Annotated in this window: 12 protein-coding genes and 1 pseudogene; 2 read left to right on the top strand and 11 right to left on the bottom strand. The window is 59.4% G+C overall.

What is annotated here, in order from left to right; genetic code table 11:
• The first annotated feature begins 64 nt into the window (after window positions 1–64).
• Window positions 65–1,333, top strand: a complete 1,269-nt coding sequence (locus HUK72_RS23235; protein ID WP_176598958.1) for a cytochrome P450 — start codon at window positions 65–67, stop codon at window positions 1,331–1,333.
• A 101-nt stretch (window positions 1,334–1,434) separates the two neighbouring features.
• Here HUK72_RS23235 and HUK72_RS23230 read toward each other — a convergent pair whose 3' ends face one another.
• Genes HUK72_RS23230 through gtdA form a run of 3 tightly spaced genes read right to left on the bottom strand, consistent with a single transcriptional unit; the run spans window position 1,435 to window position 3,914 of the window.
• Window positions 1,435–2,112, bottom strand: coding sequence for a 4-carboxy-4-hydroxy-2-oxoadipate aldolase/oxaloacetate decarboxylase (locus tag HUK72_RS23230; protein ID WP_369806051.1), 678 nt, complete (start codon window positions 2,110–2,112; stop codon window positions 1,435–1,437).
• A gap of 25 nt (window positions 2,113–2,137) precedes the next feature.
• Window positions 2,138–2,803, bottom strand: coding sequence for a fumarylacetoacetate hydrolase family protein (locus tag HUK72_RS23225; protein WP_369806050.1), 666 nt, complete (start codon window positions 2,801–2,803; stop codon window positions 2,138–2,140).
• A gap of 28 nt (window positions 2,804–2,831) precedes the next feature.
• Window positions 2,832–3,914: a gentisate 1,2-dioxygenase gene (gtdA, locus tag HUK72_RS23220; RefSeq protein WP_255325971.1), complete on the bottom strand. Its 1,083-nt coding sequence runs from the start codon at window positions 3,912–3,914 to the stop codon at window positions 2,832–2,834.
• A 155-nt stretch (window positions 3,915–4,069) separates the two neighbouring features.
• Between gtdA and HUK72_RS23215 the strand changes: the two genes are divergently transcribed.
• A complete protein-coding gene (locus HUK72_RS23215; protein ID WP_176593234.1) occupies window positions 4,070–4,891 on the top strand; it encodes an IclR family transcriptional regulator in 822 nt (273 codons plus the stop codon).
• 156 nt (window positions 4,892–5,047) lie between these two features.
• Here HUK72_RS23215 and HUK72_RS23210 read toward each other — a convergent pair whose 3' ends face one another.
• The 8 genes and pseudogenes from HUK72_RS23210 to HUK72_RS23175 all read right to left on the bottom strand — a co-directional run bounded on the left by HUK72_RS23210 (window position 5,048) and on the right by HUK72_RS23175 (window position 12,100).
• Window positions 5,048–5,542: an SDR family oxidoreductase gene (locus HUK72_RS23210; RefSeq protein ID WP_336952311.1), complete on the bottom strand. Its 495-nt coding sequence runs from the start codon at window positions 5,540–5,542 to the stop codon at window positions 5,048–5,050.
• Window positions 5,485–5,691: pseudogene (locus tag HUK72_RS23205) on the bottom strand (IS3 family transposase); the annotation flags it as partial. The pseudogene HUK72_RS23205 and the gene HUK72_RS23210, both read right to left, overlap by 58 nt.
• Before the next feature lie 47 nt (window positions 5,692–5,738).
• Window positions 5,739–5,879 (bottom strand): hypothetical protein, encoded by a 141-nt coding sequence (locus tag HUK72_RS23200; protein ID WP_176598956.1) that lies wholly within the window; start codon window positions 5,877–5,879, stop codon window positions 5,739–5,741.
• A gap of 93 nt (window positions 5,880–5,972) precedes the next feature.
• On the bottom strand, window positions 5,973–6,806 hold the full coding sequence (gene istB / locus HUK72_RS23195) for an IS21-like element helper ATPase IstB (RefSeq protein WP_304413936.1): 834 nt from the start codon (window positions 6,804–6,806) through the stop codon (window positions 5,973–5,975).
• A 20-nt stretch (window positions 6,807–6,826) separates the two neighbouring features.
• A complete protein-coding gene (gene istA / locus HUK72_RS23190) occupies window positions 6,827–8,338 on the bottom strand; it encodes an IS21 family transposase (protein ID WP_176598954.1) in 1,512 nt (503 codons plus the stop codon).
• 317 nt (window positions 8,339–8,655) lie between these two features.
• Window positions 8,656–9,411: an SDR family oxidoreductase gene (locus HUK72_RS23185; protein ID WP_176598953.1), complete on the bottom strand. Its 756-nt coding sequence runs from the start codon at window positions 9,409–9,411 to the stop codon at window positions 8,656–8,658.
• 110 nt (window positions 9,412–9,521) lie between these two features.
• Window positions 9,522–10,406, bottom strand: coding sequence for a TIM barrel protein (locus HUK72_RS23180; RefSeq protein WP_176598952.1), 885 nt, complete (start codon window positions 10,404–10,406; stop codon window positions 9,522–9,524).
• Window positions 10,403–12,100 carry a GMC family oxidoreductase gene (locus HUK72_RS23175; protein WP_176598951.1) on the bottom strand — a complete coding sequence of 566 codons (1,698 nt, stop codon included), beginning with the start codon at window positions 12,098–12,100 and terminating at the stop codon, window positions 10,403–10,405. Before HUK72_RS23175 ends, HUK72_RS23180 begins: the two co-directional genes overlap by 4 nt.
• Between the last annotated feature and the right edge of the window lie 9 nt (window positions 12,101–12,109).

The raw sequence follows: 12,109 nt of genomic DNA, 5'->3' as shown, positions 1-12,109 counted from the left end.
CCTCCGCATGAGTGGCGGCAATGACGATGCTTTGCATCGGGATAAATCGTAAAGAGGATGTGCGATGCACGACGTAAGTTTTGAAGCAACCGACTTTAGCTGGTTCAACCCGTTCGATACATCATACATCCACGATCCCTATCCGACGGTGAAGCGGATCCATGCCACAGCGCCTGTATTTTTCTACGAGCCATTGGCGCTTTGGATCGTCAGCAAATATAACGACGTCAAGACTGTGCTGAAGGACGCCGACACATTTTCGAGCAAGGTTTTTGGCTTCTTGCCACCCCCGGCTGACCTCGCCCCGCACGTACGAGACTTTACCGATCACGAACTGCTTTTGAGCATGGATCGGCCCGAACATAACGTGCTGCGCCAGCCGCTTGCCAGTGTATTCACGCACAAAATGGTGTCGGATCTGGAACCCGCAGTCCGGGAGCAAGCGCGCCGGCTGATCGATGGCTTCATCGCCAATGGTCGGTGTGAGCTGATGAGCGAGTATAGCTACCCGCTCGCACTATCAATCATTGTCAAGACTTTCGGCGTTCCAGACGAGCATAGTGCTCTGTTTCGTGGATGGAGCGACGACTTCATGACTATGCTGTCGGTTCGCCGCTCTCCGCAAGAAGAGCCTGCGGCTGCGCACCCAATGTCGCCGGAAGACCTGCGCAAGCACTGGACAAACCTGTTGAAGGCCAAAAGCTATTTCAAGGAATATGTGTCCAGGCTGCGGCAGGCGCCCGGAACCGACGTTTTTTCGACGCTGCTGGCACTAAAGGATGCCAACGGCGACTACCAGGTTTCCGATGCCACCGCCGTTGTCAACATTCCGAATTTGATCGCGGCCGGGCATGATACGACCGCCAACATCATCAGTCAGGCGATCATTCTGCTGAATGATAATCCAGAGCAGCGGCGCCGGCTCCAGGACGATCCGTCGCTGATATCGCAGTTGATCGAGGAAACCCTTCGCATGAGGGGCTCCGCGCTGGGCCTGCTTCGCCGCGTAAAACAGGATGTGGTCATCAGGGGGATCGACATCCCTGCCGGATCGATCGTCTACGCAATGTTAAACGGCGCAGGGATGGATGCCGACCAGTTCGACAATCCAGGCACGTTCGATCTGTCCCGGGCAAATGCCGGTCAGCATCTCGCCTTCGGCTTTGGTCGTCACAATTGCATCGGCAGCCAGTTGGCGAGAATGCAGGCCCGTGTCGCGCTCAGCGAACTGCTCATCCGTCTGCCCGATTTCCGCCTGACGCCGTCTCAGCCAGTCACCTATGCGCCCGGCCTTCCGCTGCGGTTCACGACATCAGTGCCGCTGGAATGGTGAGGCGCGGCGGTTATCCCGACGTCGGCGGAATGATGGGCTCCAGATCCCAGAATTGCTGTTGCCAATATCGTCCGCCCCCCGCGCAATCATCGGCTCGCACCCTATTCGTAGCTGAGTCCTTTTGCCGCCAGCGTCTCCCGCATCTGATAGATGTCGAGCCCCAGTTCACCGGCCGCCAGCCGGGCACGCTTGGTCTCCTCATTCTTCTCGCGAGTTTGGGCGGCGACTAGCACCGACGCGGCCTCCCCGCGCTTGACAACGCATACGCCATCATCATCCGCGACGATGACATCGCCCGGCTCGATCGCTGCGCCGGCACAGACGATGGGAATATTGACCGATCCCAATGTGGCCTTGACAGTGCCTTGCGCGCAGATTGTCTTAGACCAGACCGGGAATCCCATCGCGGTAAGGTCGCGAACGTCTCTGACCCCGGCGTTGATCACCAGGCCGCGACATCCCCGCGCCAACGCCGACGTCGCCAGCAGGTCGCCGAAATATCCATCATCGCAGGGGCTGGTGGGCTGCAGAACCAATATGTCGCCTGGCTGCAATAGCTCGATCGCCACATGAAGCATCCAGTTATCGCCAGGCGGGGCCGAAATTGTGACGGCCGACCCGGCGATCCGCGCCCCGGCGTAGATGGGCCGGATGGTGCTCGCCAACAGGCCGGTACGGCCCTGCGCTTCATGAACCGTGGAGACCCCGGCCGCAGCAAGCCCGTCGATCACGGCTGCCTCCGCGCGTCGAATATCCCGCACTACGCATCCTGACTTCACGATCAGATCCTCCGTTCAGCCCGCCTTAACGCGGATCGGTGATGGTCACGCGGATCGTTCCGACTCCCTTGATCTCCCCGACGACCTCGTCGCCAGGAACGACCGGCCCGACGCCAGCGGGAGTGCCGGTGTAGATCAGGTCACCCGCAACGAGGGCATATTGCCTCGAAAGCTGAGAAACGATTTCGGCCGAGTTCCAGATCATGTCGGAGATGTCAGCCTTCTGGCGGATTTCGTCGTTGACGCGGAGCGACAAGGCGCCCTTGTCCGGCAAAAACCCTTCCTTCAACGGAACAATTGCGCCGATCGGAGCCGATGCGTCGAACGACTTTCCGATCTCCCACGGGCGGCCGGTCTTGCGGGCCTGGATCTGCACGTCGCGACGGGTCAGGTCGATCCCGGCAGCGATGCCGAAGATATGGTTCGCCGCATCCTCGACTGCGATTTCTACGCCGCCCTTGCCAATGGCCAGGACCAGCTCGATCTCATACTGGAAATCCTTCGTAAACGGCGGATAGGCAACGGCAGCGCCATCCTCAACAATCGCATCCGCAGGCTTCTGAAAGAAGAAAGGGTTTTCGCGTTCATCGGCCCCCATCTCGCGAATATGCTCGGCATAATTCCGGCCAACGCAATAGATACGACGCACGGGAAAACGTTTGTCTTCACCCTGAATGGCGACGCTGACCACCGGCGGGGCGTCAAAAATATACTCGTCATTACGCATTGCCGCGCATCTCCCGAAAGATATCTAGTTTTTCCTGAATGACCCGATCAGAATAGCTGAACAACACCGCATCCTGATCGGCCGAAAGGGTGAAAGGAACCCAGCTCGGCACGACAAAATGATCCCTTGGTTCAAAATCGAAGCACGCGTCGCCGATCACCACGCTGCCCGCACCTTCTACGACCGAGAAGACAGTTCCTGCGGTGGATTTGTACGGGGAGGTCGTGAATCCCTTGGGAACAAGCTGGATGGCCGTCGTGAGCGTTGGCATCGCCGGACCGCCGTTAACGGGATTGATATACAGCATCTTATACGCGTGATGGAGGTCGGGATCGCGTGAGCGGGACATACGGTCGAGCGCGTCCCGGCTGATCCGATAGGGATAGTTGAAAAGCGGCGACGTCAGCGTTTCCTGCTTATAATCGACAGGCAGAAGGTTGCATCCCGCTTCGGCGAAGGATGCGCCCTGCTCCCGCGTGATCGCCTGCTCCTTACCGTCATAGGACTCACGGAAACTGGCGCTCAAAATGTTGACCACGTGCATGTCCAGCCCGTCGAGCCACACCATTGGATTTGGCGACGGGTTGCCATGATCATGCCACGTCCACGACGGCGTAATGACGAAATCGCCCGGCTCCATCATTGTCTTTTCTCCAGCGACCGCAGTGTAGGCCCCGCTTCCTTCAACGATAAAACGTAGTGCGGATGCGACATGACGATGCGCCGGCGCGATCTCGCCAGGCAGGATGATCTGCAGGCCGGCAAACAGGCTGGGGGTGATACGCGACTGGCCCCGCAATCCCGGATTCTCCAGGACCAACACCCTGCGCTCGGCCTCCTCGGTCGAAATGATGTCACACGCCTCCATCAAATAGGGCTTGATGGCGGCATAGCTCCAATGCGCAGGAAGCGCGTTCGGCCGGGGTTGATCGGTTACGAGGCCGTGAAGAACGCGCCATAAGGGCGCGAGATTCTGCGCGATAGCCTTCTCGTAAAACGGCATCCGACCCGCTTCGGCTTCCCGGTTGACGGTCGACACGATCCCGTCGTCCTGCGGAACATTACTGGAAGTCATGAGGTCACAAATTCCTTCTTAGAAACTTGTTCTCATATGTACACTTCATTTAGGAGCTGTCAAGCCGCCGCGAGAATTTGTCAAAGATGCAGGCTGCTGTTGTACGACCGGGATTGTGAGATGCCCTTCCCCTCATATACAAGGGTCGCGAACTCATGCGAGACGACGAGACGAACAGAATGACAGCAGAACATAATACTCAGGTTAAGTCGGCCGATCGAGTGCTCGACCTTTTCGAGCTTCTATCGAGGTCCAGCCGGGGGGTGTCCCACAGCAACATCGCGGACAGACTTGGCATCCCAAAAAGCAGCCTTACCCCCCTGCTCCGCAACATGGTCCTGCGCGGTTATGTTATCCTTGGCGCGGATGGACGCTCCTATCAACTCGGCCCGCAGCTACTGAAGCTCGTCCGTATCGGTCGCATCGCAAGCGATCTGGCGAAGGAAGCGACATCGTTTCTCCAGCAGGCGACCCGCGAGATCGGAGAAACCAGCGCTTTCAACCAGCTCCACGATGATCAGCAGGAAGTCGTAGCGACGGTCACGGGCCGTCATCGCCTGACCACCCATATGAAGGTCGGCGAGGTCGCGCCCCTTTATGCCACGTCGGGTGGCAAGGCCATGCTCGCGATGATGCCAGAGGATTACAGGAACGAGTATCACAAGCGGGTGCAGCTGGAACGGTCAACGGAATCCACGATCGTTCAGCGTGCCGCTCTGGAAAAACAGCTCGAGGAAATTAGAAAAACCGGTGTTGCTTATTCGTTCGAGGAATGGACTTCTGGAATCGTGGGGGTGGGGGTCGCTGTACTCGGTCCAGACGACTTCCCGATCGGATCGATCAACTTTGCGATCCCCGCCGCCCGTTACACCGAAGAACTCGGAAAAAACGCCGCGCGCGCGCTCAAGCGGTGCGCGGCGGACATGGGGCGGCTGTTCGACGATTTTAAGGGGGGCTTTGCTAAGCTTAGCGATTGATCCCGCCCCTCATAGAAAAAATGTTGCTGTAGCGGTCTCGTAACACTTGACGCAATTCTGATGGGGTTCCGCTCCCGTGCCCATTTTCCACACAATGATGACTGATTGAACGCTGTTTGCATATGTAACTTAGTACAAGTACGAGCAACCAGGTCATCACCAAGCGGTAGCCCCCCCGTCGATCCGGATGTCCACGCCCGTCACCCACTGTGACTCGTCAGACGCGAGATACCGCGCCGCATAAGCGACATCATCCGGCTCGCCGAAGCGATCCAGGAGGGTCTTCTCGCGGATCGCCTCTTCAAATCCAGGTACGGCGTCAAAGGCCATCCTTGTCGCCGGGGTGACGATCAGTCCCGGCGAGAGCGAGTTGGCGCGGATCTTGTGCGGCGCTCCTTCCACGGCCATCCGCCGGGTCATGGCCAGCACACCACCCTTGCCTGTGGCATGGGCAATCTGCGGCAGCACTTTCACGCCACCCCTGGCGGCTACTGATGCGAAGTTGATGATCGATCCTCCGCCACGTGCAACCAGGTGGGGCCAAGCGGCCCGTACGGGGAGGAAGACGATGTCTAACTGTTTGGTTGCGATACATCTTCGGTCGGAACCCCGGCACGAACGCCGCTGTTCACCTCGGCCTTCTTCACCCACTCCAGTAGCGTGTAGGCCGAACAGCCGATCTTCTCGGCAATCGCTGTCGCTGCCGCCCAGCGAGACGGATGCTCCTTCTCGTGATCGAGAACCATCCTCACGGCCCGCTCACGAACCTCGGGCGCAAACTTGTTCGTCGTCTTGCTCATTGACCCTTCCTCTCAGGAGTTGGGGTCTCCGGCAATGCCGGGGCGGTTCAATGGACCTGGGTGACATCCTCCATAAATGCCGCCGTCTGCGCTTCATCCAGCAGGTCGACCGGCACGCGACCGTCAATGGAAAGTCCTTCTGCCTTGGCCAGCTCCAGCGTGTCAACGGCGGTCAGATTCCAGGCCATCGGGGCGGAGTAAAAGCAGGCCACTGTGATGCGGGCCTGACGATATGAAGAGGGCCCCGATCGGGGCCCTCTTCATATCGTTGTCGTCATTGATCAGGTGGCGGTGATCTCGCCAGTGTCCGGGTCGACGACCGGAGTGGCCTGGTTTTGCTCCGCCCTGGCAGCACGGCGGCGGGCGGACTGCTTAAGGCGGTAGCTATCGCCGTTCATCGCCAGGATGCTGACGTGGTGCGTGAGCCGATCGAGCAGCGCGCCTGTGAGCCGCTCGGATCCCAGGACCTGCGTCCAGTCCTCGAACGGCAGGTTGGATGTGACGATCGTTGATCCCCGCTCATAGCGCTGCGAGAAGGTCTCGAACAGCAGTTCAGCGCCTGTGGGCGAGAGGGGAACATAGCCCAGTTCATCGACGATCAGCAGCTTCACCGCCGCAAGATCGCGCTGCATCTTGAGCAGTCGCTTTTCGTCCCTCGCCTCCATCAGCTGGTTGACCAGGGCAGCGGCGGTCGTGAACGCGACCGTGAAGCCTTTCTGGCAAGCCGCCAGTCCCAGCGCGAGCGCTACATGTGTTTTGCCGGTGCCGCTATTGCCCAGCGCGATGATATTTTCCCGCCGCAGGATGTATTCGCAGCGGGCCAGCTCCAGCACGAGCATTTTGTTGAGGCCTGGAATGGCCGTGAAGTCGAACGTGTCGAAGCTTTTTACCGCCGGGAACCGCGCAGCCCGGATCCGGCGCTCCATAGTGCGGCGCTCACGATCGATCAGCTCAAGTTCGATGAGGCGAAGCAGGTATCGGCTATGATCGACCCCGTCGCGTGCACATTCACGCGCCAGCTTCTCATATTCCCGCAGCACAGTGGGGAGTTTGAGTTGCTTGAGATGATGCGCGAGCAGGACCTGCGGCGTCCCCGCCATGGTGCCGGTGGGCATCTTGTCCTCTGCAACCTGGTTCATGCCGCCAACTCCTGAGATGTTTGGGGCACGAGCGCGGCATAGTCGGCGGCACGCGTCGTCTTCACGTCCATTTTCGGCAGATGGGGATAGGCTGCCAGGTCCAGGCGGGCGGGCCGCCGTTCGATGCGCGCCAGCGCGATCTGCTTGACCGCATCGAAGCCGATTGCGCCGATACAGATCGCCTCGTTCACCGCGAAGGTGACGATCTCCATCGGTATCGCCTCCAACAGGCGCAGGATCTGGATGAACTCGCGCTTGCCCTTGTTGCCCATGCGCGCCTCAAGGAGGTGACGCATATGCTGGAACGCTTGCGGCAGAGCCCAGTCCTGCAGCGCGGCGGCCTGATCGAGCGCATTGGGCTTGGTCTCGATCAGCGCCAGATAATGCAGCGGGTTCGCCACAAACATGGCCTCACCATAACAGCGCGGATGTCTGGCGATCTCCTCATTGCCACATAGGATGACCACCGTGTCGACAAAACCTTTCACCATGACATCTTGGAAGCCGTAGCGGGTCGGCACCGAGTAGTCGTTGGTCCGGTAGCGCACCAGGGCGGTCGATGATACGCGAGCGGCCCTGGTCTCGCACGGTTCGAACTGCCCTGCTGGCAATGCCCGCATCGTCGCCAGATCGGTCAGAAGCCGTGTGCCGATCGTCTCGCTGTGCCGGCCAGCCCGCTCTTCCTGACGGGCCCGGCAGCGACCCAACAGCTCATCATTGAAGTCATCGAAGCTGGGTGCATGTGGGATCGGCACCATGAAGTGCGATCGGGCGTGCTTGACCAGTCCTTCGACCTTCCCCTTGTCGTTCCCCTTTCCAGGCCGACCAAAGCGATCGGTAAAAAGGTAATGGCTGACGAGCCCGGTGAACGCGCGTGTTCGTTCGCGCTTCCCATCCCCGCAGATCCTGGCAACCGCGATCTTCGTGTTATCATAAAAGATCGACAGCGGCACACCGCCGAAGAAGGCGAACGCCGATACATGCCCGTCTAGAAAGGCCTCGGTTGTCTCCGCTGGATAGGCCTTCACAAAGCAGGCATCCGATTGCGGCAGGTCCATGCAGAAGAAGTGCATCTTCCGGCGGACACCATCGATCACGCCCACCGCTTCGCCAAAATCCACCTGTGCATGTCCTGGCGGGTGCGCCAGCGGCACGAACGTCTCGCGTCCACGCGCCCGGCACAGCCGGACATAATCTTTTACGACAGTGTAGCCCCCGCCAAAGCCATGCTCGTCGCGCAGACGTTCAAATATCCGTTTGGCGCTGTGCCGCTGCTTCACAGGCGCAATGCGATCCGCTGCCAGGATCGCGTCAATCACTGGCAGCAGCGGCCCCAACTTCGGCTTCGCCACAGGCTTGGTCCGCGTGTAGCCGGGCGGCAGAGAAAACCGGCACATCTTCGATATCGTCTCGCGGCTCAGTCCAAAGACCTTCGCGGCCTCGCGCTGGCTGTTACCTTCAACAAAAACAAAGTGCCGAACGGCGGCGTAGCTCTCCACGGCAAACATCCCCGGCCACCCCCCTTAAAAGGAGCAACCTATCCAATGGCTGGTTTTTAAACCGCCACGCTCAGCAAATCGCTGGCGTTCCATTGGCCTGGTTTGTCACCGCCCTCTACACCAGCGTCTCATCGGCAGCTGCAGTACTGATCTCACAGCCAATCACCTGAGTCCCTTCGCGGGCGAACATCAGCGCGCAGCCCCGACCGACCGCTTCCGCTACCAAAACCTGTGACGACTGCGACTTTACCTGCCAACCGTCCACTCTTTTTAGGCTCTCCTATAAACGATGACATGAAATCCAACTACATGCCCATTCTCAGAGATCAGCGAGGTGGTGTGCTAAGGGCTTGGAGGGCGATTCCACCATTTATCTGGATGTTCTCGCCAGTTACGAAACAGGTATCGCTGGCCAGCCAGGCTGCTGCGTCTGCGACATCCTGCACCGTGCCAATCCGGCCCATTGGGATGAGCTTCCGGACTTCTTCCCGAGCAAGCGAATCCCGCATTATGCCGCCAGCCATTGGTGCATCCAACGTAGCGCCGGGAGACAAGCTGTTTACCCTTATGCCGCGATGCCCGAAATCAAAGGCGGCCGATCTCACGAGCACGTCGCCGGCCGCCTTTGTTGCCATATAGGCCGCATGGTCCGGGAGTAGGGCTTGCGATGTCACCGAAGAGATTTGAATTATCGATCCGCCCGCGGTCATCGCTCCAAGCATTGACTGCAGAAATAGGAAGGTTCCCGTAAACTGAACGTCGATAACCCTTTTTAACTCTTCTATCGTCACTTCCAGGAAGGGTGCGACCAAGTTCACGCCCACAGCGTTGACCGCTATATCAACCTTGCCGTATCGGCCCTTCGTGCTGTCAATAAGTGCGGCAAGGTCGTCCTTTTCGGTGATATCGCAGCGAACAGCTGGAACGCCGAGTTCGGAGCCGATCTTTGAATTCGCGTGACGATTGCGCCCAGCGATGACGACGTCAGCTCCCAGATCCCGAAATCGCCGAGCGATTGCAAGGCCAATATTTCCAGCGCCGACACCAAGCACGATGGCCGATTTGCCATTAAGGTCGATCAAAGCGAGTATCCTTGGGAGTGATCAAGGCAGGCATTGTGAGCGAAGAAGGCCCCAACGGGCTATGGCCGCATCGACCACGACTGCCACGGGTCACGAAGGCTACCTCGCCATCAAGGCGCGTCATGCCGATCTCTCCCTTGCCTTATCGCTCCGACCGCATGGGCGATGTTGTTAAGTTCGAATATGGCAGCCTGTTCGATGGCCCGTGAATCTGCAGTCCACCCATGCTCAAGCTCGACAAGGTGAGTGAACGTGTCGCTCTTGAGCGCTTCGGCTAGAAAGCACGTGAGATCCAAGGTGCCTCCGCCCGGCTGAACGCGACCAGGCATATCAGCTAACTGGACCACGCAGATATGGTCACGAGACTTTTCCCAGGCCGCATGAATGTCGCCGTCCATGGCCTGAACGTGTCCTGTGTCAAAGATCAGGCGGACAGCCGCGTGATTAGTCGCGGCCAAGAATTCAAGCGCACTGCCAGTGGACGTCAGCATCAGATCCGGCAATGCGATCATAGGCTCGATACCGATGGTGAGGCCCGCAGCCGCGGCCCGATCACCGGCTCTGCGAAGATGCTCGGAGGCGGCAGCCAACTGTTTGGAGATGGAAAGCTCCGGCGTGCCCTGCAGAACGACGGCCAGAACCTTCGCCCCGACCTTGCCAGCCAAATCGATGGCGCTGTCGAATTGCTGCTTCAGCTCGTCACAAGCAGTCCTGCCCGTCCGGGCAAATAGCGGAGTGAACATGGTCTGGAAGGACGCATAGGCTATCCCGCCACTCTCCAGCCCATGTTCACGCATCGCCGCGATGATGCTTTCGATCTGCGTTGCAGGACGGCTGATCAACCAAGGATCGAAGACCCCAGCGAAGCCCTGTTCCGCGATGAAACGGATCTGGGCTATTGGATCAGGAGTCCCGACGCTGCGCAGGAACAACGGCTGCTCCAGCGACAGATAGCCCAAATGAGGCGCAAAGCGAATGGGGCCACCGTGGGTCACGAGCGCCGATCCTTCGTCATCATGTCTGAAACCTTTTCCGCAGCCATCATCACCGGCAGGTTGGTCCCCGCGGCCATGAGGGTCGGGAAGATTGACGCATCAACGACGCGCAGTCCATCGACCCCCACCACGCGGCAGCGTGAATCCACCACAGTGGCTTTCTGCGCGGGATTCCCCATCCGACAGGTTCCTGCGACATGGCCGCCCGGCAATACGGATCGCAGCACCTCTTCCCGAAGCGCGTCGGAATCGGCCAATACATCGCTCAGGTTCCGGCCCGCCCGATCGAGGAAACGATCACGCACGAATGCAGGAGTGGACAGTCCGATCGCACCAGCAATGCTAAGCAGCTGCGCTTGCATATCGTTCTGCATGAGCTTGTAGACGAGCGGTGAGAAGTATGCCGGGAAGAAGGCGCGGTTGACGAGCTTTCTTACGGATGGTTGCGACAGGAACTGCCCAAGAAACAATACCCCGCCCATCATGCGCTCCAGGTCCCGGTAGTCGCTCAGAAGATTGAAGCTGACATCGAGTTCTCGGGAGGCCTGCAGCTTTATGACACCTGTCGAGTACACCTTGTTCAGGATCAGCATCAGGTTGGCAATCTGGGCCGCGATGGGATCCCAGTTCAACTGGTTGGGTGTCCGCTCCCACACGTCGATCGTCATGTCGGTGGAAGGACAGCCCGGAACGCCCGAAGAGTATCGAACGAGCATCGGGCACGGATGCGCCACAGCCCGCGACTGGCGGCCTGCCCGTTTCAAATGAGCGCCCAACGTCAGGAGCGGATGGTTGGCCAGGTTCGCGCCGACGCCTGGGCGATCGGCCACCGTGGGCAAACCGGCAGCGGCCAGGTCAGCCGCGGGCCCAATTCCAGATCGCAGCAGGAATGCCGGGGAATGGATCGCTCCCATGCAGAGGATCGTCTCACCGGCACGAATTGCGACGTTGCGCCCTCGGTCATCCACTTCAGCCCCAGCGACGCTCGACGCTTCGATCATCAGCCGCTGCGCGGTCACGCCTGTTCGAATCGAAAGATTAGGGCGCGCCCTTACTGCCGCGGACAAATAGGCGTCGGCAGTAGAGTGGCGGGCGCCATTGTTCAGATTGAGCGGGACCGCGCCGTATCCATCCCCTACGTCGATATTCAAGTCACGCAGTTCTTTTAAGCCCTGTTGCCTCAAGGCCTCGGCGATCCCGCGCGTCAAACCGCTCCACTTTTCGGGACCGATACGACCGATCTTCAAAGGGCCATCGCTGCCATGATCGCCACCCGGGAAATCTTGATCCGCTTCGACCTTTTTGAAATAGGGAAGGACCTGCTCCCAGTTCCAGCCAGTGACGCCCAGTTGGCTCCATTCGTCGTAATCGGTGGGAAGGCCTCGCTGGCAATGCATCCCGTTGATGGCCGACCCGCCTCCGAGTACCTTAGCCTGGCTGAACGGTAGAGTGGGCCCCGATCCGGTATATTTGGCAGTGACGGTCGACCAGACAAGGCGAGGATTACCGTAAGTGCGGAACCGCGCGTCTCGGACGATGTCGGCATCCGGCCCCTCTGAAGGCGAGTTCCCGGCTTCGACAAGGATTACACGGACGGACGGATCCTCGCTGAGGCGACTGGCCATCACACAGCCAGCCGACCCTCCTCCCAGAATCAGATAGTCACACTCTTCGACATGTTGTGCCGTTTTCATCCGATCCTC

Source organism: Sphingobium sp. 15-1, assembly GCF_013375535.1.
Taxonomy (GTDB): Bacteria; Pseudomonadota; Alphaproteobacteria; order Sphingomonadales; family Sphingomonadaceae; genus Sphingobium; species Sphingobium aromaticivastans.
The sequence above is the reverse complement of the archived record's forward strand: the minus strand, read 5'-3'. Positions and strand labels throughout refer to the sequence as shown.

Coding starts and splice junctions, on each gene's coding strand:
- HUK72_RS23235 (WP_176598958.1), top strand. CDS start 65: ATGCACGACGTAAGTTTTGAAGCAACCGACTTTAGCTGGTTCAACCCG.
- gtdA (WP_255325971.1), bottom strand. CDS start 3,914: ATGACTTCCAGTAATGTTCCGCAGGACGACGGGATCGTGTCGACCGTC.
- HUK72_RS23215 (WP_176593234.1), top strand. CDS start 4,070: ATGCGAGACGACGAGACGAACAGAATGACAGCAGAACATAATACTCAG.
- HUK72_RS23200 (WP_176598956.1), bottom strand. CDS start 5,879: ATGGCCTGGAATCTGACCGCCGTTGACACGCTGGAGCTGGCCAAGGCA.
- istB (WP_304413936.1), bottom strand. CDS start 6,806: ATGCCCACCGGCACCATGGCGGGGACGCCGCAGGTCCTGCTCGCGCAT.
- istA (WP_176598954.1), bottom strand. CDS start 8,338: ATGTTTGCCGTGGAGAGCTACGCCGCCGTTCGGCACTTTGTTTTTGTT.
- HUK72_RS23175 (WP_176598951.1), bottom strand. CDS start 12,100: ATGAAAACGGCACAACATGTCGAAGAGTGTGACTATCTGATTCTGGGA.